The sequence below is a fragment of the Fluoribacter dumoffii NY 23 genome, from assembly GCF_000236165.1.
Classification (GTDB): domain Bacteria; phylum Pseudomonadota; class Gammaproteobacteria; order Legionellales; family Legionellaceae; genus Legionella; species Legionella dumoffii.
In genome coordinates this window covers 2,849,819-2,871,539 of the sequence record NZ_CM001373.1, presented here as the reverse complement: position 1 = coordinate 2,871,539, position 21,721 = coordinate 2,849,819, and the positions used below count along the sequence as shown (strand labels likewise).

The following is a 21,721-nucleotide window of genomic DNA, read 5'->3' as shown; positions in this document are numbered from 1 at the left end:
CAGGTAAAAATGGCAGATAATGATCAAAATGATGAATATAAATTCGCTGAGTTAGATTCTCTGGAGAATGAACCTCTGGAGACCTCAGAGTATGATACAGGAAGGTCTACTCCTGTAGAACCAAGAGGAGTGGATTCAAGGAAGAACATTAAGCGTAATGCCCTCATTGCTGTGGGTATAATCGTTTTTGTGATGTTGATGTATAAGTTTATCGGCGGAATGCTATCCAAATCTAGCGCGCCAAAAGAGAGTATACCTCCTGCTCCCATGGCGGAAGTTACTCCTACCCCCCAACCTCAGGCTCAACCGCAATCCCAGCCGGCACCTACTGAAGTGCCCCCTGAGCCTGTTCAACCACAACCCATAGTGCAACAGCAACCTCCAGCGGTACAAGAGAATGATACCGCTTTACAGCAAAAAGTTGCATCTATTGAAGCCAGCCAGCAAACGGTTCAATCTGAAGTGAGTTCCATGAGTCAGCAGGTAGGTAATGTCAATAATAATGTGAACGCATTAAATGCCCAGATTACAAAACTTAATCAGATGATAACTGATTTAAATACCCAAGTTGTAAAGCAATCGGAAGTGATTAACGTATTAATGGAGCGCACAAAACCGAAGCCCGTTAAGCGAGTTGTTCGTGTGCGTACCGTAGCCCCACAAATAATTTATTATATAAATGCAGTAATTCCCGGTCGGGCTTGGCTAATTGGCACAAATGGTTCTACACTTACAGTAAGAGAAGGAACAAAAATCGCAGGGTATGGAACAGTTAAGCTCATAGATTCAATGCAAGGCCGAGTTTTAACGAGTTCAGGGCGGGTAATTAGGTTTAGTCAAGAAGATAGTTGAGGTTTGTATGGCTGATACATGTACAGGCGGATCAGTAGCGTGCTGGATATCGGGTCAGGTAAATATTTTAACTAATGTCGCCAATTCTTTGATTCCTGTAGAGCGTTTAATTACAGGGGGTGCATACTTAATTGGTTGTGCTTTTTTGTTCAAAGCCATCTATAGTTTAAAAGTATATGGTGAGGCGCGGACCATGATGTCGAGTAATACAAGCATCAAAGAACCAATCATGTATTTGATAGTTGGCGCAATATTTATTTATTTTCCATCGGGTTTTTCATCATTGATGGTAACTACTTTTGGTTATTCAAATGTTCTTCAATATGCACCGGTGAGCAGCAGTAATCCGACACTCGATACCTTATTTGGTACTGGAAGTGTTGTTGGAAGGCCCTTAACAATTATTATTCAGGTTATTGGTTTAGTAGCCTTTGTAAGGGGATGGGTTTTGATTGCACGTTCTGCTTCACAAGGACAACCACCAGGAGGGACTGGTAAAGGTTTAATTCATGTTTTTGGAGGTATATTAGCAATCAATATCGTAGGTACACTTGAGATGATTAATGTTACTTTGTATGGATCATCCTAGACGAACGAGAATAGATTTTTTTCTGATTTAATTGATTTACAGTAAATTTTAAATTTGAGGAGAAAAAGGTGAAGAGTAAATCTAGTTATAAATATTGGATAAGCAGTTTTATTTGCTTAAGTTTATTGGCTTTAGTTAGTGCAGATGCCGCTGCCGGAGGAACTGGTATTTCTGTGGGGCAAATGGCATCAAACATTACTGGATCCTTTACTAACTTGACTAAACTGATAACTGCAGGATCTTATCTGGCAGGATTGGGATTTTCAATTGGTGCGATTATGAAGTTTAAACAGCACAAAGATAACCCAACCCAAATACCAATAGGTACACCAATCGCTTTGGTATTTATCGCTGCAGCCTTATTGTTCCTACCTTCAATTTTAGGGGTAACCGGGGCAACAATGTTCGGTGGTAGTGGTGGTACAACTGCTGGACCTACTGGTACAATTTATTAATACAAAAGCAGTGGCTATAAAATTTAGCAATTGCTTCATGGTAAAATTCATTAGTGATCCTCTCCCTGAAAAGGGAAGAGGATCTTTTAATGGGTGTAAAACGAATAATTGCCAATAAGTTTATTATTCAATGTGAGCCGAGGATATGGCAGTTAATCAAGAACAAAGCAAATTAAAATTAATGGCAACGCCGGGTTCATGGCGATTATATTCTGCCAGAAAAGTTGATGAACGATTTAAAGCATTTGAACAAAAAGTGTTTCAAAGAGATCGCTATACCTGTAGGTTTTGTGGATTTCAAGCGCGTTTATTCCAGGAAGTAGTTAATCTTGATAATAATTATGCGAACAACAAGTTAGACAATTTAGTGACCTCTTGTTGTTTTTGTGCCCAATGTTTTTTTGTTGAATCAGTTGGTGTTGGTGGTTATGGCGGGGGGACTTTAATTTATCTACCCGAGCTCACCCAAGCTGAATTAAATAGTATATGTCATGTATTATTTTGCGCAATTACAAATGATACCGGATATAAATCCAGTGCGCAGAATATTTACCGAGCTTTCAAATTTCGTTCACAACTCGTGGAGGAAAAATTTGGCGAGGGAACCAGTGATCCTGCAATTTTTGGTCAATTGATGATCGATGCAGGTGTGAATGATGAAGAGAGAAGATCTCAATTATTTAAAAATATACTTCTATTGCCTTCAAGAGCTAAATTCCGCAAACAAATTGAAAAATGGGCTGCGAGTGCACTAGAAGAAATTTCAAGTTAAATGTGAGGTAAGGAATGGCACATTGGTCAGAATCTTTTTTTGAAGGAATAGATACCTTCTTTGCCTGGCTAAGCACTTCGCTCAAGCAAACAACAGAATCTTATATTGATTTGGAAACAGCAGACAGTCCAACTGTCTTGGTTAATCACGATGGTTCTTTATTATCGATTTTGCGAGTCGAAGGGGTATCTGCACTTGTAGGGGCAGCTGAGTTTGAAAATCTGGTTGCAGGGTTAACCAACTCTTTTCAAGGTGCAATGGGACGTCCAGGCCACGCCTTACAGGTTTATTTTAGTCATGATAAGCAAAACATAAGAAAATTAATTCAAGATACTTATGAGCCTGCTACCGCCAGTGCGAAACGGCTTGAATTGAATTTGACAGACTTGTTCGAAGAGCGAGTGAATTACATGGCGCAATATTGCGCCGAAGAGCGCGTCTATTTTGTTTTGATTACACGCCCTTTCAATTTACCCTCAGAACAATTAAAGGCTGCAACCAAATCCAAGTTCAAAATGATCAAAGATATGAAGGCCCCTCCTTTTAAAAACAGCCAGACTGTCTATGCAGCCATCCCGGAGTTGCGTGATACTCACGATGCTTATGTCCGTTCGGTGATGAATGATCTCGACTCACTGCATATTTTTGCCAAATTAATGGAAGTTCATGATGCAATTCATGCCATCCGTATGACCGCAGATCCGGACTATACTGCCGATGATTGGCGGGCAAGTTTGCCTGGAGACAAAGTTACGGTTAGAGAAATAAATTCCTTTGAAGGAGACGCTTCGGATTTATTATGGCCTTCATTAGCCAAACAAGTATTTCCCCGTGATGCGGAAGTACAGGATTTGCGTACAGTGAGGGTAGGGGACAAAATCTACTCATCAACCTATATTGATCTGTTTCCCAAAGATCTAAGACCATTTATCCAGTTATTTACCCGTATATTGCCTGCACATATTCCCTGGAGAATCTCATTTTTAATCGAAAGTGAAGGACTTGCCACGATTAAACTGAAAGGTTTATTGGCTTCGATTTTAACTTTTAGTTCTGCGCAGAACCGGTTAATCAGTGACTCAGTAAATTTATTAAAATACATTCAATTAAATACGGATGAGTCTATAGTACGTTTGCGGGTTGTTGCTACAACTTGGGCGCCTGAAGACAGGTTGGCACTATTACGCCAACGCAGTTCCGAGTTAGTCAAAGCAATTGAGGGATGGGGATCAACAGACGTTTCTGAAATTTGCGGGGATCCTTTCGGCGGATTTGTTTCGGGCATGCTAGCTGCGACACTGAACAGTACTGCTGTCCCTACCGTTGCTCCCTTAAGCTCGGTAATTTCTATATTGCCCATTACTCGTCCTGCGTCTCCCTGGACAAAGGGGGCTCTACTTTTTAGAACACCCGATGGTAAACCCTGGCCGTTCCAACCTGGATCTACGGAACAAACCACCTGGATTGACTTGGTTTATGCGCGTCCAGGTTCTGGTAAATCAGTTTTATCCAACGCAATTAACCTGGCGTTATGTTTATCCGGTGGACTATTGCGCTTGCCGCGCATTGCAATTATTGATATTGGACCTTCAAGTAGTGGACTTATCTCTTTGCTGAAGGAGGCACTTCCTGCATCAAAACGACACTTGGTTGCCTATCATCGCTTAAGGATGACGCCAGATTATTCAATTAATCCTTTTGATACCCAATTGGGATGCCGGTATCCCACGGCATTGGAACGAGCTTTCCTGGTTAATTTCATTACCTTGCTTACCACGCCTTTGGGAGCGGAAAAACCTTACGATGGTATTCCCGATCTTGCAGGGATGGTAGTGGATGAATTGTATAAAAGCTTGGCTGATGAGTATAACCCATCCCCGTATTCTCCTGGAGTAGAGGAGTTTATCGACAGTATTTTGGAAGAAATTGGCTTTGTCCGGGATTCAAAATCAACCTGGTGGGAGGTAACTGATTCACTGTATTCCGCAGGTTTTGTGCATGAAGCCATGTTAGCCCAACGCTATGCGATGCCTTTATTGGCTGATGCGGCATCAATTTGTCGTACTCCCTCGATTGAGGACCTTTATGAACGAATAACAGCACCGACCGGCGAATCCCTGATTAACGCTTTTTCGCGAATGATATCCGCTGCAGTTCGTGAATATCCTATTTTATCCCGCGTAACAAGCTTTGATATCGGTGATGCGCGCGTAGTTTCTCTTGACCTGGATGAGGTAGCAAAAAGTGGGGGGGATGCTGCGGACAGACAAACCGCTGTAATGTATATGTTAGCGCGCTATGTATTGGCAAGACACTATTATTTAACTGAAGAAAGTCTCAATAATATTCCAGAACAATACAAGGAATACCATAAAGAAAGAGTCCAAGAAATCAGAGAAGACCACAAACGCATCGTTTATGACGAGTTCCACCGAACTTCAAAATCTGCTGCAGTGCGCGAACAGGTTATTATTGATATGCGTGAGGGGCGAAAATGGAAAGTACAAATCGCCTTATTATCTCAGGCAGTCGATGACTTCGATCCCGTAATGATTGATTTTGCTACAGCAATATACATCATGGATGCAGGGCCTTCGCAGGCGATCGAAAAAACTACCTCGATATTTGGATTGTCTGATACTGCAAAAGCAGCTTTACGCACGCGGGTCCATGGTCCTAGACAAGGGGGTGGAACGTTCCTTGCCCAATACGCTACTAAAACGGGTGTGAATGTGCAGTTACTTACCTTAACTTTAGGTCCTGTTGAACTATGGGCTTTCAGTACGACAGCTGAGGATGCTACTGTAAGGAACCATTTGTATCGTCATCTTGGCCCTGCAGAAGCCAGACGGCTTTTGGCTGCATTATTTCCAAATGGTTCAGTGGCCAAAGAATTAGAAACTCGATTAAATAATATGAAAGAAAAAGTGGGTCTAATCGAAGATGAAATGAAAGAAAGTATCATAGAGCAATTAATAAATGAAATTCTTGATGCTTATTCAAAAAATCCTGATGTGAAGAGTTTGCCTGCTAAATTAACCTGAGTGGACGCAAAAAGTATAAAATAATTTAATTTTATACTTTTTGTATCCAGGCGCGTGCTCTATGTCTAAAAATGCCGCATCTTATTATAATAACCCATAATGTACCCCTCAATTCGATGCAGGAAACTCAATTACTGTTTCCTGTATCAAATTTGCGTTAATACTCCCTTAAGAGTACATCAATATAATCGGCCTTGTGCTTCTGCCTGAACGAGTTTGAATGCATTCAAATTTATTCTACAAGAACAATTATGGAATAATTAATAATTAGAATGAGGTCCTTATGAAAAATGCTTTTGCCATTTTGTTTTCACTGTTACTAGGTATCAATACAAGTTTTGCCCTCTCCAATACAGAAATCCCCGATGAAATGTACATCAAAGAGCACTGGATCAGTTTAACCACAAGTTATGATATAGAAACAAAAACACGAAAATTAGGGACCTTATATCGAAAGTTTTTCAGTCTTTTATTGACCTATGAATTTTTCGATTCCTTCGATAATAAATTAGCCTATGCGCGCTCAAAATTCTTTTCTTTAACAGCCCATTTTGATGTTTACGATAATTATGAAAATTTCATTGGGTCGGCAGACGAAAAGTTGTTTGCCTTTTTTCCAACCTTTGATATCTATGGGGCAGATGGCTATACCAAGCTGGCAAAAGCAAGTATGAACTTTTGGGGGACAACTTTTACAATTTATGACCCTGTAACGGATAGAGAAATGGCAACGTTATATAGACCATTCTTCAGACTGAAAAATGATTGGACTTTTAATATCACAAACAGAGCTTTGTTCAATAAGAAAGGAATCGATTCTCGCGTCCTGATGACTGTGATTGCCTTTCAAGGTGACAGGGAGTATTGGGAAAATAATAATCAAAATAATTTAAGGGCAATTGCAAAAAAATCCACCCGAGCTCATGAGGTGACATCAGAACAAGTGCAGCAAATTTTAGAAAAAATCGCCGTGATGAGTAAACAAGAAGGTTTGGATAATACAAAAAATCCAGATCCCAAAATGATGGATGTAGTTGCGCATGAACTGGAAGAGGGCTACAACACAATGCATGCAGCTAGTGAATCACAAACAAGTCAGGAGAAGCTCACATCCTTCAGTGAATATTGTTTGAATTTAGTACAAGAAAATGCAATTTCCAGTGAGAAGAAGAAAACCATTCTTTTCTTGCTAAAATCTCGTCTCGAAGGTTCTGTCAATTTAATCTGATTTGCGACTCTCCTGGATTAAAAACCAGGAGTTCGTTCTCGTGAGGAGTGACTCTTTTTGGTTCACTCCTGCCTCATTTTTATTTATTTGTATTTAAAATTATGCCTCAGCTTTGCAATAGGAACTACCCTTAATTTTTTTAGCAGCATACATTGCCCTATCTGCCTTAATCATTAAATCAGTTACACCGTGAACATCTATGGGATAAGTCGCAAAGCCTATGCTGACAGGACAGTTCAACTCAATCTCCCCAAACTTAATTTCTCTATCAAATTCCTGGATAATCCGTTGCGCAATTAATTGGGGAATTTGATCATCAATAGTATGTAATACGATTGCAGTAAATTCATCTCCTCCTACACGGGCTATAAAATCTCCTTCACGAAAACTTATTTTTAGGCGTCTTGATGCCTCCAGAAGTAGATGATCCCCGATATTATGGCCATAACAATCATTTACATATTTAAAATTATCGAGATCGATAAAAAAAAGCGTAGCACAATAGTTGGATGACAAAGAGCTAATCACTTCCTGAAGGTATTGGTTAAAATATCTGCGATTGGGCAAATTAGTCAATTGGTCAACACGTGCCAAGTAATGGTATTTGTCTTTTTCGGATTGTAATAAATAATTTAAATCGGTTAATTTTCGTTCATATTTGTCATGCTCATATAACAAATTGACTAAGGTTGTGACTACAATTAAATAGGCAAGTAAATGATTTCCCCATTCAATTATCTCCAGTTTATGGTATGGAAGATTATAAAAAGGAGGCAGCGAAAAGGTACTAAATCCCAAAATCATAAAAAATGACAGGATTGAATAAATAATTAGGCCACTGCGTCCCACAAGTGCTGCTGCAAGTAAGGGAATGATATAAAACCATTGATTATGCAGGGTTCCTATCCCCCAAATCATGTAGTTTACCAGACATATAATTATAAAGGCGATTAGGGTGATTAAATGGCCGCAGAAAAAGGTATTTGCCGTACGGGAAAGAACCCATAAATTAATGAGCGCAATACAAATCCCGCTACTAAAAAGAACAACCATATGCCACAACTGCATCAGGGAGTAGAGGAATATTAGGATGAGGCAAATAGCAATTAACTCAAGGCTGATATACCAAATGAGACGATATTGGCGTGCATACCGATCCATTGGGTCGGCATATCCTATGCGGTTGAGCAGATTTTTAAGGGAACGCATGTTACTCCTTGAACTCTTTCAGCTGATTGCAATTTACTTTTCAAATCTATATAGAGTGAGTTTAGTTAAATTATTGGCATTTAGCTTGCAGGCTAACCGATCGAAAGAAATTAAGAATGTCTGATTGGGAGGGTAACGAGTACTTTCAAACCGCCTTGCAAATTATTAGTTAAAGTAATATCTCCTTGATGCATTTGAATAATTTCCCTGGCTATGGTTAATCCAAGGCCTGTCCCTCCGGTACTGCGTGAACGTGAATTTTCCCCTCGATAAAAGGGCAAAAAAACTTGTTCAAGATCCGCCTCTGCTAGTCCTGGACCTTGGTCTGTAATCGTTATTTCGATTTTGTGTTGCAAACAACTCAGGTGAATTATTGCCTGGAAACCGTAATGCACCGCATTATTAATCAGATTATTAAAGGCTCGCTTAAGTAAATTTACTGTACCATAATAAACCAGTTTGCTATTGTCACTGGTAAAGCTCACATTATAATTTGACTCCTCTGCATCTTCTTTCAATGATGAAAGCAATGCCACCAAATCAAAGAGCTGGGGTTTTTCTTCAACATTTACATCTCTGAAATAATCCAAAGTTTCCCGAATCATGAGTTCCATTTCGTTAATATCAGCCATAATCTTATTGTAATTGGGATCATCAGCTAAGTATTCCGCACGTAATTTCAGCCGAGTTAAAGGGGTTCGCAGATCATGGGATATTGCAGTAACTACTCGCGTACGATTGGCTAGAAGTTTATTCACCTTCTCCTGCAAGTCATTGATTTTTTTAAAAATAGTTTTTTGATCCTGATTTCCAGTTATCGGGATAGGTAACCAATTGTCCTGGTGTTCACTGTAATGCAGGCTTTGAATTAAAGTGTGGATTGGCTGATTTAAAGTCCTAACCGCCCAGTAATTAATAAAAAGCAAAGCACCAATTAAGATTAGAAATACGCTAACTACGGAGTTTGCCTGCCTTGGAAAGAGAGAAATTACTTTAATATTTAACCAGGTATTTTCCCTTATAAAGACCGAAAATTCCAAATTTTTATTTTGTTTGATTAAATTATGAACTATGGGTGCTTTTAAAGTTAATAATGCATTTTTGGTATATAAAGGTTGAGGAGATAAAGTGATTTCCGCCCAGGAAATACTTTGATTACGTAATATCAGGGGCCAGATGGATTGAGGGTTTTTTTGTAACAACGCAACAAGATGCGTCAATGAGCGAACCGCTTGGGGTGGAAGGGGGGAGCGGATATTCTCATAATAATATTTTCCTAATTGCATGAGGGAAAAAATTATCAATAGATTACCTAATATTAATCCAACCAAGGTTTTTTTTGCGGTTTTGGTTAATTGACTCATACCAGATCAACCTTGGTTTTAAATTGATAGCCGCCACCGCGAATAGTGAGTAATAACCGAGGATTACGAGGGTCAAGCTCTATTTTTTTTCGTAAACGCCCAATAAGGACATCAATGGTTCTGTCTTGTGAATCACAGTCTTTGTCATACAGTAAATCCATTAATTGATCACGGCTTAAAATACGTCCGGGATGCTCTAAAAAAACAACCAACAGCTCGTATTCTCGCTGACTTAAAGGGATAGCAACCGATTCCTTGTCTATCAATGAATGGGTGTTGCGGTCGAGAATCCAATTATCAAAATGAATTTGTTGCAACGGGGTGAGCTTTTTACGATCGTGTTCCAACTCCCCTTGAGTGCGCCGCAACTGAGCCTTGATTCGGGCCAGCAATTCACGTGAACTAAAAGGCTTGGAAATATAATCATCAGCACCAAGTTCTAACCCCGCAACCCGATCGGCTATGCTGTTGGCAGCACTAAGCATAATAATGGGCATACTGTGCGATTGGCGAATCGTTTGGCATAAATTTAATCCATCAATTCCCGGAAGCATGATATCCAAAATAATTAAATCAAAATTATGTTCTCTTAATAGCTGTTTAATGTTCAAGCCATTCAATGTCCAGGTTGTGCGAAAACCATTTTTGATTAAGTAGTCATTAATCAATTGGGTAATTTCCTGATCATCATCAATAATCAATATGTGATTTTTTCTTGTGCTCATGCAACACCTGCAAGAGTAATGAGGTTAGACATAATGGAGCTTATAAGTTAGTTACAGGCTCCATTATATCAAGAAACCACTTTATGTTTAGCATTGTAACAGTGTTGTTACAATAAACAGCTTATTTGTCATATTCCTATTACATTGCCTTATTACACTTACAATGTAACTTAATAGGAGAAATAAAATGAATATTAAACGGTTCTTGCTAATTAATAGCCTGGCTCTGGGACTGTTGAGTACTTCGGTTTCAATAGCCCAACCCACTGCTGCAGTAGCCTCTATCCAGCAAACAGGACAGTATCACTCTAATGTGGGTAAACTTTTATCTCCGGAACAACGTTTCGAGCTGGCAAAAATCAGGAAAGCTTTACGGATACAAATGGCTCCACTGATTAAGGAAAAGCGGGCGCTCACCATGCAAATAAAAGGAAAGATGGCTTCTCCGCATGCAAAATGGAGTGATATAGCGCCTCTGGTGGAAAAGCGAAATGCAGTTAATGCAAAAATACATACTTTATGGGCGCAAACCCAATTCCAAACCTATCAAAAAGTAGGTGTTTTATTGCCCGTTCACCATGCCCATCATTGTCGTTTTCAAAGTAAGAATCTTGAAAAGAAATCATAAGGAATTTTTTAACGGTTTCGTAAAATGCGAAACCGTTTTATTTGTTCAACTCCATGACGATGACGCGGATAGGATTGTTACCTATATTTTCATCAGTATGCAATTCTCCCGGCATGTCTTTGGTGAGGAAATAAGCTTTATCTTTTTCCAGTTTCAAGAAGTGTTCCTTTCCTTTATTATTGACCACTTTGAGTATCCCACTATCTAAAGCGACAACCACTCGATTATGTTCATGTCGATGCATTTTTAAAATTTGTTCTTTATGAGGATAGATTACCGTTTGCCACACAGATACCTCTGTATTGGAAAATTGAGGTATACGCACTGTTTCTTTAACCTCTGCGTAAGAATTTACGGATGCCGATAATGAAAAAAAGCATAAAAATGAAAGGGTGTGTTTGCGCATAATGTTCTCCGTGATTTTTTGATAATCGTCCATGCCCCCCATGGGATGTTGGTATTGCACCCAATGCTTTGAATCATCATTGAATTAGGACATGAATTTTGCAGCATTATCATGCAAGCGACGGTCAAATCCAACTGCTTCCAAGATATTTTCACTCTCCATCGGTGCACTTTTTAATAAGAATCTGTTGAATTAATTCGGATAATAAAATATAGCTTTGTGCTTTATGGGAAGTAGTACGCCAGGCTACACCAATTTCTCTATAAGCATGGTCTGATTTTAAAGGCACTGCGGCTAAATCCGTACCTGCAAGTATGCCGCTGTTAATTGCAAGATTGGGCAGAAAGGTAATTCCAGGCTGATGACTCACCATTTGGATTAAAGTATGGAGACTGGTGGCAAAAAAGTGGTTGATTTTTTTACTTTCTTTTAATTGACAGGCTTGTAGGGCATGCCCTGTCAGGCAATGTTCTTTTTCAAGGAGAAAAATACTGTTTTCAGGCAACATACTGATCTCTTTATCGAATCCCCTATGCAACCACCCTTTGGGTAATACCATTTTAAAATAATCTTTACAAAGGATCCGGGTTTGAAAGTCTTGGGTGGGGTAGGGGAGTGCCAAAATCACGAGGTCGAGTTTGCCTTCTCCTAAATAATGCAAAACGTTATCTGTTGTATCTTCTCTAATAAATAAGGTCAGTTCAGGATAGGTTTTCTGACACAAATTCTGTAATTCACTGATAATAAAAGGAGCAATAGTAGGAATTACGCCGAGATAAATCTTTCCTTGCATTAATTTACCCTGAGTGCGTGCATAATCAACCAAATCGTTACTTTGTTCAATAATCAAGCGGCTGCGCCGAACGATTTCCTCACCTAAAGGGGTAAATAGAAATGTTTTATGATCGCGCTCAAGCAATTGCGCTTCGAGACTTTCTTCAAGGTTCGTAATTGCTGCACTCAAGGTCGATTGACTTATAAAACAGGCTGCAGCTGCCCGGCCAAAATGCTGATGATCATACAGGGTAACCAAATAGTACAACTGCTTTAAACTTATCAACCTGCTGTTCATCGCTTTTTCCGATTAAAGTTATCTGTTTAATTCATTTTAAATAATTATACACCAAAACTATACTTTGATTGAAAGAAATCAATTGAGGAGAAATTTATGTTAACTGTGGGTCAAAAAATTCCGGAATTCTCTGTGGTTGCGGCCAAGCCAGGTTTTAATAATCATGAGGAACAGGGTGAAAGTGCTTTTGAAGTAGTTACTGAAAAAAGTTTTCCAGGAAAATGGAAAGTAATTTTTTTCTATCCTAAGGATTTTACTTTCGTATGCCCAACAGAAATTGTCGAATTTGCAAAGTTAAATGGCGAGTTTAGCGATAGAGACGCAGTGGTATTGGGAGGAAGTACTGATAATGAATTTGTCAAATTAGCATGGAGGAGGGAGCATAAAGATTTGCACAAGTTAAACCAATACAGCTTTGCCGATGTTCATGGAAAGCTAACTGACGGATTTGGCATTCGTGAAGAAGAAAGTGGGTGTGCTTTAAGGGCAACTTTTATCGTCGACCCCAATAATGTTATCCAGCATGTAAGCGTCAATTCTTTAAATGTGGGGCGTAATCCTCAGGAAATATTACGCATCCTTGATGCCTTGCAAACGGATGAATTATGCCCTTGTAACCGACCCATTGGCGGCGAAACGCTCTAGTACAGCCAAATAAAAAGCTCCTGTGGTTATGGGAGCTTTTGCAAGGAGAATCCTATGTCTATAGAACAATTGAAACAAGAGATACCTGATTTTGCTAAAGACATCCGTCTTAATGTCAGTAATTTATTTGGCAATATTTCCCAATCAGGACTAACAGAAACCCAATTTTACGGGGTGGCATTAGCAGTTGCGTACACGGTGAGAAGTCAACCCATGATAGATGCCATTAAGACAGAGGGAGCAAACTACATCACTGCTGATCTGGAAAATGCTGTAAAAACAGCAGCTGTTTTAATGGCAATGAATAATATTTATTATCGGGCAATTCATTTGGCAGAAAATAAAGAGCTTGCGTCACTCCCTGCCAATTTGCGCATGAACGGGATGTTGAATCCTGGAGTACCTAAAGCCGACTTTGAGCTATTTGCTTTGGCTGTATCAGCAATTAACGGGTGTGGAATGTGCATCCATTCCCATGTAAGGCAATTGCTGGAACATGAGCTGGATAAAGTTGCAGTTCAATCTGTATTAAGAATCGCAGCAACTCTCAATGCCTTAGCATTTGCCCTGGCTCAGAAGGAGGTATAAACAAGCAGCTCCGGGTAGCTTAAACTACCCGGAGTTATGACTATTTTTTATGCCTTTACGCATCTTGCCAGTCTTCAGGCTCCAAAGGAATAAGAAGCCACAACAGGACGTAGGCGATAAATGCCGCGCCTCCAAGCAGGAAAAAAATGACAAAAATGATTCTTACCCATACTGGATCTACGCCGAAATAAACTCCTAATCCCCCACATACCCCGGCAATTCTGCGGTCTTTACGCGAACGCCATAATTTTTTATAAGGTCGATTCATAGTTACCTTCCCAATAAGCCGCGTCTCGCTAAGTAAGCGACAATCACGCGCGTATTAATTGTTGTTTTCCTTCCAAAAGACGTGCAATCATCATACTGCTTACAGTATTGCATGTTACATTAAGCATAGTAGCTAGGGGATCAATAATAATACTAATTGCAGCAATTATTATTAATACCGAAGGAGGGAACCCATAAGCACTTAGTATGAGTAACTCCCCAAGCATTCCTCCACTGGGAATTGCACCCATTACGGTACCCACTAATAAAGAAATTCCCAGTGCAGTAAGTAGTACACTGGGGCTTGAAAAATTCAAGTGAAAAATTCCAAACAAAAATGCAATTTTAAATACACCACCGATGACGGAACCATCTTTATGGATAATGGTTCCTAAAGGAATTACAGTCTCATAGACTTCAGGAGCAATTTCCATTTTTTTTGCTGCCATTAAATTGGCAGGGATACTGGCAGCACTACTGCAGGTGGCAATTGAGGTCACTACAGGAAGAAAAATGTTGCTCCAAAATCGTTTTATACCTTCAGTTTTTCCAGCAAAATAGGCAAATAAGGTGTAAACCACAATAAAATAAATGGTGCCGAAAATATAATAAAGAACGCCAATTCGCAGATAATTGGTCATTAATTGGGGACCTAATTCGTTAACCAAAACAGCAAAATAGGCAAAAAAACCAAAGGGTGCATAGTACATAATCAAAGCAAAAACACGCATGAAAATTTCTTCCCCCGCCTGTAAAAAAGCGATAAAAGTTTTTCCTTTTTCATTGGAGTTTGCCGTCGAAAGCCCCACCAGAATAGAAAACAGGATGAGTGCGAGGATATGTTTATGGGAAAGAAGCTGGCTAAATTCGGGAACTGTAAAAATTTCTGCAATTTGATTAAAGACATTCAAGGCGGAAGTTTTTTCTGGGCCATGAAGCGGTAAAATAACCCCTTGGGCAGGAGGAAAGAGTCTGACAATAAAAAGAGCGTAAACTGCGGCGACGACTCCAGTAAACAGAAAAATAATGGCCATATAGAAAGCAATTTTACCAAATTTACCCAAGGAACCTACTCGTGCTACAGCAGAAGTAATACTAAAAAAAATCAAGGGAACAATCGCAGTAAAAATCAGGTTGAGAAAAATCTCCCCAAAAGGTCTTAAATAGGGGGTAATTGGTCCCAAAAAGACTCCAGTAAAACCTCCCAATAAAATGGATGTAATTAAAATAACCGGAAAAAAATAGGACTTCAACGCGCTTTCGGTACTCATGACCCCTGTACTCAAAACTTAGAACTGCTTCATTGTATCTCTTTGCCTTGGGGGCATCTATAGTTTATTTAGTCTTCTTTGCATTGCATCATTAATCCATACTCTATACTCTAGTCAGACAGGTTGGATTTTTGATATTTGGCAAAACTCCTATTCTTTTACTTATCCAGGGAAATGAAAATGAGGCAAAAGAATTTCTTTAAACAGAAGGTTTCCTCTACAAAAAATCAGGAATGCTGTATTCAAATTCCCTCCCCTAAAGATATAGCCCAAATGCATGGAATGCCGGCAGGCGCTGATGAAGACCAGTATAAACGGTTAACCCATATGACGCAGGTAATTGGTGATGTGCACGCAACAAATTCTTCATTGCTTGTTTTTAATACAGACTCTGTGCAATTGCCAAAATGCTGGAAACAACTGTTTGCTGAGATGGAAAAAGGTGATGCAGAGGGAACATTGATTCTATTCGATCGCATCCCTGAAAAAGATGTAATTCTGCAGGCATTACTGGCAGTACATACAAAAGAATACTTGCAAAAAATTATTATTTACTGCATGCAAGCAGGACAAAGGGGGTGGAAGCAAATAGCGCCGGATGTTCTTGTTACTCCAGGTACATTCGAAGTATTAATTAAAGATATCTCCATGACGCTATTTCACTCAGGCAGGATACATTTTTCTTTTGGTTTGCCTTCGCATCATGCATTTAGTGGCGGTGGGAGTGGGTTTTGCATTTTAAACAAGACAGCTATTTTAATAAAATACCAGGAAGATTCAGCCGATAAACCCATGAAACATATCATTGTGGGGACGGATGTCAACCGAGACAATGGCTTATGCGATGTTTTAATCAATTCAGCTGCTGATATTGATGTATGTCATTTAGATGTTTTTGATTCAAGAGTTTATCCCTGGCAAGGCACTGCCTTTATTAACAGAGAATTTAAAAAAGAGGGAAAAGATATTGGGCAAAAAATTCAATCATGGGAGCTCAACAAATTAGAGTACTTTGCAGTCGATCTGAGTCTGCTGACCCGTAAACGAGGTTTGGTTCACCCGGCCTTGGTTTTTATAATCGAAAAAATCGAACAGGCAATTGAAGCGGCAAAAATCCATAATCAGCCAATAGCGTTATATTTACCTACGGGATGGGATTCTCACGAAGAGGAAACTGCATATTGTGGTAAATACGTTGATGGGGAATTTATGGGGGCGGCTGAAGCGCGAAAAACACGCTTTAATGCAAGTGATTTGACCTATTTCTATGAAAGCTTATTCAGATTGTATGAAGAAAATAAAAGTGTGATTAAAAAAGTATATTGGGGGCTTGAAGGAGGGTATGAGCGCAAAATGTATGAACCACAAATTCGTTTGCTGATGTCGCTTATTTTAGAGGGCCTGGTCCTTCAGGAAACATATGAAAATGCCCCTAATGGACCATAACAAGCTTAAGGTAGATAATAAAAGGGGTTGGGTAGTTTAAATACTTTTTGAGCATATCCTCCTTTGAGATCACTGTATTGATCTCCTATCGAGGCTACAATGGTATAGCCTTTTTCCGTAATTGCTTTTCGGGTGTTAGATTTAAACGGAATAATCGATTTGGAGGAGTAATTAATTGGGCGCAAGTAGAGGCCTGACCAGCCACTATATCCGGCTTGATGTAAATTTTTTTCTGTTGCCTTGCGTTCCGATTCATTTCTTCCAGTGACAAAAAAAACTTTAACTCCATGCTGACGGGCATCTCGATATAAGTTAAGCATGGGTTTAATTGGTGGAGCATCGGCCGCCATAATGTCTTTATGAAATTGCTTGTGGTTTCCACCAAAATCCCTTGCGATCATGTACTTGTAATTCGATAAACTGGTTTCATCAATATCCAGAACCACAGCCAGCTTTTTGTGTGTTTTTTCTTTTTTATTTAATTCGGCCTGTTGATCAATATATTTCTGTGCCTTGGTAATTATTTGGGCTAACTCTTTTTGGTAAAGGCCAGAGTCATGGTAATTTTTAAGTTCATTTTTTATTAAAGTGAGGTTGGGTGGAGCAGAAAAGATTGGATTTGCAAAGAGGAATGCAAAACTGAATGTAATTACGCTGAGCGACTTATTAAATAAAAGCTTCATTATCCATCCATTTTCAATTAGACCGGGGAATTATATCCTTGTTCATTTGTTTGTCAAACCAGTTGGCCGCGAGCAGAGGACGTTAGATTGGAAAAGGGTCTGTAGATAGCCTGCTCATCCTCAGTTATAATGCGTGCTTATTTTGTTTAAAATTGCCCTATTATGCATTTGAAGCAATTAAAATTAGCCGGTTTTAAATCTTTTGTGGATCCGACCATAGTTCATTTTCCAAGCCAGTTGGTGGCAGTTGTGGGCCCTAATGGTTGTGGGAAATCGAACATTATCGATGCCGTTCGTTGGGTTATGGGGGAAAGTTCTGCAAGGAATTTGCGTGGTGAATCCATGACCGATGTTATTTTTAATGGGTCTTCCAATCGTAAATCTGTAGGACAGGCTTCCGTGGAGTTGGTTTTTGATAACAGTTTGGGACGTCTCACGGGACCTTTCGCCAGTTATGGGGAAATCGCCGTCAAGAGGGTAGTTACCCGGGATGGGGATTCCTCTTATTATTTGAATGGCAGCCGTTGTCGACGTAAAGATATCACTGATATTTTTCTGGGCACTGGTGCAGGTGCTCGTGGTTATTCAATTATTGGTCAAGGGACTATTTCTCAACTGATTGAAGCAAGACCTGAAGATCTAAGGGTTTATCTTGAAGAAGCAGCAGGGGTTTCCAAATACAAAGAACGACGCCGTGAAACCTTACAACGCATCGATCATACCCGTGAAAACCTAACCCGGGTTGCTGACATTCGGGATGAGCTGGACAAACAATTACAACGTTTAGAACGTCAAGCGAAGGCGGCTGAACGCTATCTGATTCTCAAAGAAGAAGAACAATTATGTCGAGCAGAAATTTTGGCCCTTAAATGGCAAGATTTTGTTGTTCAACAGGAAGTAAAACAACAGCAAATACAAGAACTTGCTGTTAATTATGAACAACAACAAAGTGCCCTGGCTAAAGCAAATAAAGAACGCATCGAATTAAATGAAACCCTGCATGATGTAGAGGAACAAACTCAGCAAATTCAGGCAAATTTCTATCAATTAGGCACCGAAATTGCGCGTTTGGAAGAAACAATCCAGCAACAGACCCGTGAAAAGAAACGTTTGGAACATGATCAGCAGCAGATGCAAGAGGATTGGCAGATTGCAGAAGAACGACTTAAAAGCGATAAAGAAGAGTTGCTCCATTGTCAGCAGAATACAAAGGATTTAGAAGAAAAACTCGCGCAATTGAGGAATGAATTCAAAGAACTGGAAGCCGATTGGCAAGATACTCAAAAACAGCAAACAGAATGGGATCTTCGCTGGCAAGAGGTGCAAACTCAAACGAATAACCTGCAAAGAGAGTTTCAGGTCACCCAGGTTAATGCTCAGCATTTGGAAGAAAAATATCAACAGACCCTTTTAAGATTGGAAAAGCTGCAATTAGAGCAAGAAACTCTATCCATTGCCGATTTACAACAAAATCAAAAAAAACTGGAAGAGCAGCGAGTCAAATTAATCGCCGATCAAGAGTTCGATGCCTTGCAACTTAAACAGTGTCAGGACAACACAGAGCAATTGCGCCTAAGGTTACAAAATATTGAGGCACAGTTACATGGGTTACAAGATGATTTTCACTCCGCCAACAGTGAGTACGCAGCGTTGGCAGCAGCACAGCGCGCAGCCCGCCAAGGGATGCAAAGCAGTAAAAATGCCATAAAGGAATGGTCAGAGAAACCTCGGTTGATGGATATTTTACAGGTTGAGGCCCAATGGCAATTTGCTTGTGAACGGGTGCTTAATGAAGCATTGCATGCCTATGTTTTGGAAACCTTCGAGGAGTTATGGCCACAACGCCCTATTTGTGAACGACAAGGCGAGAGTGTCGTTACCCTCAGAAAAGTTGAATTTAAACCTGCTTCCTACCCACGCCTTATTGATAAAATAAAAGGAGATATTCCGGCAAATGCTTATCCATTAGAAAATATCTATACCGCAGAACATTTTGATGAAGCATTAAGTTGGTTGCCCGGTTTGGCTGAGCATGAGTCGATTATCACGCCCGATGGATTTTGGTTAGGTAAAGGATGGGTGAAATTTGTTACTCTTGAAACCCAGGATGAACTGGGATTATTGGCGCGGCAACAAAAAATTATCGAACTTGCGGTTGTTGTTCAGGAGTTACAACAGAAAATTGATGACCTGAGGGGTAAACGCGACCACACGCACCAGCAGTTGCAAAAAGGCTTGAAAGATATTGAATTACAGCAGTTGAATGTAAATGCCAGTAATGAAGCCTTAAGAACAAATAGTATGGCTTTAAGTGCTAATGAACAAGCTATTGCGCAGACCGAACATAAAGCAAGTGCATTGGCAATGGAATGTGATGAATTAAAACTGGTTCTGGAAGAAACCGTTGCGGAACAGTGTACCTTAAAAGAAAGATTGCTTACTTTGGAAGGGCAATGCCAAGACCATGAACAACAACTTGAGCATTGTCTGCTGGAAAAACAAAACGCATTAGCCAATTTGGCTGCAAAAAATAATCACAAGGAAGAAGCCCGCGTAGTATTGCACCATGCTGAACTCGAATACGATAGAGAAAAAAACAAGATACAGCAACTCAATGAACGAATTCAGCGGGATGAGGAACATTTAAATGTTTTACAGGATCGTCTGGAACATCTGGCAATGCTTTGCTTGCAAACAGAAGAGCCTGGAGAAGGGCTCAAAGAGCAACTGGTGCTCCAATTACAAAAACATGCTGAGGTAGAATCACAGCTCACTTTAAGCAGGGAACAATTGTCCCAACTAAAAATGGAGCTTGAAGAGTGCGAGAAAAATATTTTAAACTGTGATTTTGAAGTAAGACGTATCCAGGAACAAATTAGCAAGACACGAATGGAAGAACAGGCTTTAGCAGTCCGAGCCAGTTCGGTACAAGAGTCTCTTGACGAGTTGGGCTTACAAGCAAAGACATTACTAGAACAAATACCCCCAGGTGTTACTCAGGCAATACGTGAAGATGAATTAATCTCTCTTTCTGAAAAAATCAAACGTTTGGGTGCTATAAACCTTGCTGCGATTGAAGAATTTACCACAGAGCAACAACGAAAGATTTATTTGGATGAGCAATATAATGACCTATGTCAAGCATTGACTACTCTGGAAACTGCCATTGAAAAAATGGATAAGGAAACTCGTTCACGCCTGGAAAATACTTTTAACGAGGTTAATTCGTCCTTTAAGTCACTTTTCCCCCGCCTCTTTGGAGGTGGGAGAGCGCAGCTCGAATTGACTTGTGATAATCTGCTGGAAGCTGGTATTGTAGTAATGGCACAACCTCCTGGAAAACGCAATAGTACCATTCATTTGTTGTCTGGGGGTGAGAAGGCAATGACTGCAGTAGCATTGGTTTTTGCAATTTTTCAGTTAAACCCTTCGCCATTTTGTATGCTGGATGAAGTGGATGCACCTTTAGATGATGTAAATGTGGGGCGCTTTTGCGCTTTGGTGAAAGAGATGTCACAATTCGTACAATTTCTCTTTATTACACATAATAAAGTTACAATGGAATTGGCAGATCATTTAATTGGGGTAACTATGCGTGAACCTGGAGTATCTCGCCTGGTTGCAGTTGATGTAACACAAGCTTTGGCTATGGAGTAAATGATGCAGGCAAATTGGAGCTTAATTCTTAATGTCCTGTTGTTAATAGGCGTTATTGCAGCAATTGGGCGCTTAATGAAAGCTCGACGGCAGAGCTTAAATCCGGAGCGTTATCAACCCAGTCTGGGAACCTCAGATAGGAGTGCTGATAACACACAAAATTATAATGATGACATTATTGCTGTACGTAAAATTAATATCCGCGAGTCCAAAATAGAAGCGGATGAAGAGCTGCAGGTTAAAAAGACTACGGCAAAGACTGCGCCGCCTCGGCTTATGCCCTTAGATGAGGAAGAACAAATAAAGTTAAAGATAGAAGTTGAACCGAAACCTGTTCCCAAAATAGAAGCTGAGGTTTCACCAAAAGCGGACACTCCGTCTACTTTAATGATGTTTTTACTTGCAAAAGAGAACAGACAATTTGCAGGTTATGAATTATTACAAACGGTTCTGGCGGCTGGTTTACGTTTTGGTGAGGGGCATTTATTTCATCGCCATCAATTTCCCAACGGCCAAGGACCAGTGTTGTGTAGCCTGGCAGCTGCTACAGCTACCGGGGTCTTTGATTTACAAAACATCGGAGCTTTTAGTGTACGTGGCCTTTGTTTGTACATGCATTCTTCAAAAAATCCCGGGATTGATGTAGAACGCTTTGCTGTAATGTTGGAAACAGCGCGACAATTAAGTGAGGGCCTGGATGCGCATTTGCTTGATGATCAGCGAAAACCATTAACTGAAGAACGTATTGCACGTTATCACCGCCTGTTGCAAATAAATCAGTCTCATCTAGAATCTGCTGCTGTTTCAGTTTAAAGGTTTC

At 39.9% G+C, this 21,721-nt stretch carries 20 protein-coding genes; 12 read left to right on the top strand and 8 right to left on the bottom strand.

The window, feature by feature from the left end:
- The first annotated feature begins 9 nt into the window (after positions 1–9).
- The 6 genes from icmG to KYQ_RS13030 all read left to right on the top strand — a co-directional run bounded on the left by icmG (position 10) and on the right by KYQ_RS13030 (position 6,940).
- Entirely contained in the window at positions 10–852 is an 843-nt protein-coding gene (icmG, locus tag KYQ_RS13055) for a type IVB secretion system protein IcmG/DotF (protein ID WP_010654709.1), read from the top strand.
- Positions 853–859: 7 nt separating this feature from the next.
- A complete protein-coding gene (locus KYQ_RS13050; RefSeq protein ID WP_010654708.1) occupies positions 860–1,441 on the top strand; it encodes a hypothetical protein in 582 nt (193 codons plus the stop codon).
- Between the two features lie 68 nt (positions 1,442–1,509).
- Positions 1,510–1,896: a hypothetical protein gene (locus KYQ_RS13045; protein ID WP_010654707.1), complete on the top strand. Its 387-nt coding sequence runs from the start codon at positions 1,510–1,512 to the stop codon at positions 1,894–1,896.
- Positions 1,897–2,041: 145 nt separating this feature from the next.
- Positions 2,042–2,668 carry a type IVB secretion system protein IcmJDotN gene (gene icmJ / locus KYQ_RS13040; RefSeq protein ID WP_010654706.1) on the top strand — a complete coding sequence of 209 codons (627 nt, stop codon included), beginning with the start codon at positions 2,042–2,044 and terminating at the stop codon, positions 2,666–2,668.
- A 14-nt stretch (positions 2,669–2,682) separates the two neighbouring features.
- Positions 2,683–5,712: a hypothetical protein gene (locus KYQ_RS13035; protein WP_010654705.1), complete on the top strand. Its 3,030-nt coding sequence runs from the start codon at positions 2,683–2,685 to the stop codon at positions 5,710–5,712.
- A gap of 283 nt (positions 5,713–5,995) precedes the next feature.
- Entirely contained in the window at positions 5,996–6,940 is a 945-nt protein-coding gene (locus KYQ_RS13030) for an LURP-one-related/scramblase family protein (RefSeq protein WP_010654704.1), read from the top strand.
- Between the two features lie 99 nt (positions 6,941–7,039).
- Here the strand turns inward: KYQ_RS13030 and KYQ_RS13025 are convergent, their stop codons facing one another.
- The 3 genes from KYQ_RS13025 to KYQ_RS13010 all read right to left on the bottom strand — a co-directional run bounded on the left by KYQ_RS13025 (position 7,040) and on the right by KYQ_RS13010 (position 10,238).
- Positions 7,040–8,149, bottom strand: a complete 1,110-nt coding sequence (locus tag KYQ_RS13025; RefSeq protein ID WP_010654703.1) for a GGDEF domain-containing protein — start codon at positions 8,147–8,149, stop codon at positions 7,040–7,042.
- A gap of 110 nt (positions 8,150–8,259) precedes the next feature.
- On the bottom strand, positions 8,260–9,513 hold the full coding sequence (locus tag KYQ_RS13015; protein ID WP_010654702.1) for a sensor histidine kinase: 1,254 nt from the start codon (positions 9,511–9,513) through the stop codon (positions 8,260–8,262).
- On the bottom strand, positions 9,510–10,238 hold the full coding sequence (locus tag KYQ_RS13010) for a response regulator transcription factor (protein WP_010654701.1): 729 nt from the start codon (positions 10,236–10,238) through the stop codon (positions 9,510–9,512). The genes KYQ_RS13015 and KYQ_RS13010 overlap by 4 nt, the downstream gene beginning before the upstream one ends.
- Before the next feature lie 187 nt (positions 10,239–10,425).
- On the opposite strand from KYQ_RS13010, the gene KYQ_RS13005 reads away from it, so the two are divergent.
- The gene (locus KYQ_RS13005) at positions 10,426–10,866 is read left to right on the top strand and encodes a hypothetical protein (RefSeq protein WP_010654700.1); all 441 of its coding nucleotides are present in this window, start codon (positions 10,426–10,428) and stop codon (positions 10,864–10,866) included.
- A 37-nt stretch (positions 10,867–10,903) separates the two neighbouring features.
- On the opposite strand, the gene KYQ_RS13000 is transcribed toward KYQ_RS13005, so the two are convergent.
- Together KYQ_RS13000 and KYQ_RS12995 are read right to left on the bottom strand one after the other, a co-directional pair.
- Positions 10,904–11,272, bottom strand: a complete 369-nt coding sequence (locus KYQ_RS13000) for a cupin domain-containing protein (RefSeq protein WP_010654699.1) — start codon at positions 11,270–11,272, stop codon at positions 10,904–10,906.
- Positions 11,273–11,423: 151 nt separating this feature from the next.
- Positions 11,424–12,344: a hydrogen peroxide-inducible genes activator gene (locus tag KYQ_RS12995; protein WP_010654698.1), complete on the bottom strand. Its 921-nt coding sequence runs from the start codon at positions 12,342–12,344 to the stop codon at positions 11,424–11,426.
- Between the two features lie 96 nt (positions 12,345–12,440).
- Between KYQ_RS12995 and KYQ_RS12990 the strand changes: the two genes are divergently transcribed.
- Together KYQ_RS12990 and KYQ_RS12985 are read left to right on the top strand one after the other, a co-directional pair.
- Complete coding sequence (locus tag KYQ_RS12990; protein WP_010654697.1) at positions 12,441–12,989, top strand: peroxiredoxin; 549 nt, start codon at positions 12,441–12,443, stop codon at positions 12,987–12,989.
- Positions 12,990–13,043: 54 nt separating this feature from the next.
- A complete protein-coding gene (locus tag KYQ_RS12985) occupies positions 13,044–13,577 on the top strand; it encodes a carboxymuconolactone decarboxylase family protein (RefSeq protein WP_010654696.1) in 534 nt (177 codons plus the stop codon).
- A gap of 55 nt (positions 13,578–13,632) precedes the next feature.
- On the opposite strand, the gene KYQ_RS12980 is transcribed toward KYQ_RS12985, so the two are convergent.
- Together KYQ_RS12980 and KYQ_RS12975 are read right to left on the bottom strand one after the other, a co-directional pair.
- Entirely contained in the window at positions 13,633–13,845 is a 213-nt protein-coding gene (locus KYQ_RS12980; RefSeq protein WP_010654695.1) for a PspC domain-containing protein, read from the bottom strand.
- A gap of 43 nt (positions 13,846–13,888) precedes the next feature.
- Positions 13,889–15,115 carry a dicarboxylate/amino acid:cation symporter gene (locus KYQ_RS12975; protein WP_010654694.1) on the bottom strand — a complete coding sequence of 409 codons (1,227 nt, stop codon included), beginning with the start codon at positions 15,113–15,115 and terminating at the stop codon, positions 13,889–13,891.
- A 180-nt stretch (positions 15,116–15,295) separates the two neighbouring features.
- On the opposite strand from KYQ_RS12975, the gene KYQ_RS12970 reads away from it, so the two are divergent.
- Entirely contained in the window at positions 15,296–16,561 is a 1,266-nt protein-coding gene (locus KYQ_RS12970; RefSeq protein WP_010654693.1) for an acetylpolyamine amidohydrolase, read from the top strand.
- Positions 16,562–16,566: 5 nt separating this feature from the next.
- Here KYQ_RS12970 and KYQ_RS12965 read toward each other — a convergent pair whose 3' ends face one another.
- Positions 16,567–17,244, bottom strand: a complete 678-nt coding sequence (locus KYQ_RS12965; RefSeq protein ID WP_010654692.1) for an HAD family acid phosphatase — start codon at positions 17,242–17,244, stop codon at positions 16,567–16,569.
- A gap of 162 nt (positions 17,245–17,406) precedes the next feature.
- Between KYQ_RS12965 and smc the strand changes: the two genes are divergently transcribed.
- Positions 17,407–20,901 carry a chromosome segregation protein SMC gene (smc, locus tag KYQ_RS12960; RefSeq protein WP_019350165.1) on the top strand — a complete coding sequence of 1,165 codons (3,495 nt, stop codon included), beginning with the start codon at positions 17,407–17,409 and terminating at the stop codon, positions 20,899–20,901.
- 3 nt (positions 20,902–20,904) lie between these two features.
- A complete protein-coding gene (locus KYQ_RS12955; RefSeq protein ID WP_029489053.1) occupies positions 20,905–21,714 on the top strand; it encodes a cell division protein ZipA C-terminal FtsZ-binding domain-containing protein in 810 nt (269 codons plus the stop codon).
- Positions 21,715–21,721 lie beyond the last annotated feature (7 nt).

What these genes read in the sequence shown, in the direction of transcription:
- icmG (WP_010654709.1), top strand. Translation starts at nt 10, where the DNA reads ATGGCAGATAATGATCAAAATGATGAATATAAATTCGCTGAGTTAGAT.
- KYQ_RS13050 (WP_010654708.1), top strand. Translation starts at nt 860, where the DNA reads ATGGCTGATACATGTACAGGCGGATCAGTAGCGTGCTGGATATCGGGT.
- icmJ (WP_010654706.1), top strand. Translation starts at nt 2,042, where the DNA reads ATGGCAGTTAATCAAGAACAAAGCAAATTAAAATTAATGGCAACGCCG.
- KYQ_RS13035 (WP_010654705.1), top strand. Translation starts at nt 2,683, where the DNA reads ATGGCACATTGGTCAGAATCTTTTTTTGAAGGAATAGATACCTTCTTT.
- KYQ_RS13030 (WP_010654704.1), top strand. Translation starts at nt 5,996, where the DNA reads ATGAAAAATGCTTTTGCCATTTTGTTTTCACTGTTACTAGGTATCAAT.
- KYQ_RS13025 (WP_010654703.1), bottom strand. Translation starts at nt 8,149, where the DNA reads ATGCGTTCCCTTAAAAATCTGCTCAACCGCATAGGATATGCCGACCCA.
- KYQ_RS13015 (WP_010654702.1), bottom strand. Translation starts at nt 9,513, where the DNA reads ATGAGTCAATTAACCAAAACCGCAAAAAAAACCTTGGTTGGATTAATA.
- KYQ_RS13010 (WP_010654701.1), bottom strand. Translation starts at nt 10,238, where the DNA reads ATGAGCACAAGAAAAAATCACATATTGATTATTGATGATGATCAGGAA.
- KYQ_RS13005 (WP_010654700.1), top strand. Translation starts at nt 10,426, where the DNA reads ATGAATATTAAACGGTTCTTGCTAATTAATAGCCTGGCTCTGGGACTG.
- KYQ_RS13000 (WP_010654699.1), bottom strand. Translation starts at nt 11,272, where the DNA reads ATGCGCAAACACACCCTTTCATTTTTATGCTTTTTTTCATTATCGGCA.
- KYQ_RS12995 (WP_010654698.1), bottom strand. Translation starts at nt 12,344, where the DNA reads ATGAACAGCAGGTTGATAAGTTTAAAGCAGTTGTACTATTTGGTTACC.
- KYQ_RS12990 (WP_010654697.1), top strand. Translation starts at nt 12,441, where the DNA reads ATGTTAACTGTGGGTCAAAAAATTCCGGAATTCTCTGTGGTTGCGGCC.
- KYQ_RS12985 (WP_010654696.1), top strand. Translation starts at nt 13,044, where the DNA reads ATGTCTATAGAACAATTGAAACAAGAGATACCTGATTTTGCTAAAGAC.
- KYQ_RS12980 (WP_010654695.1), bottom strand. Translation starts at nt 13,845, where the DNA reads ATGAATCGACCTTATAAAAAATTATGGCGTTCGCGTAAAGACCGCAGA.
- KYQ_RS12975 (WP_010654694.1), bottom strand. Translation starts at nt 15,115, where the DNA reads ATGAGTACCGAAAGCGCGTTGAAGTCCTATTTTTTTCCGGTTATTTTA.
- KYQ_RS12970 (WP_010654693.1), top strand. Translation starts at nt 15,296, where the DNA reads ATGAGGCAAAAGAATTTCTTTAAACAGAAGGTTTCCTCTACAAAAAAT.
- KYQ_RS12965 (WP_010654692.1), bottom strand. Translation starts at nt 17,244, where the DNA reads ATGAAGCTTTTATTTAATAAGTCGCTCAGCGTAATTACATTCAGTTTT.
- smc (WP_019350165.1), top strand. Translation starts at nt 17,407, where the DNA reads ATGCATTTGAAGCAATTAAAATTAGCCGGTTTTAAATCTTTTGTGGAT.
- KYQ_RS12955 (WP_029489053.1), top strand. Translation starts at nt 20,905, where the DNA reads ATGCAGGCAAATTGGAGCTTAATTCTTAATGTCCTGTTGTTAATAGGC.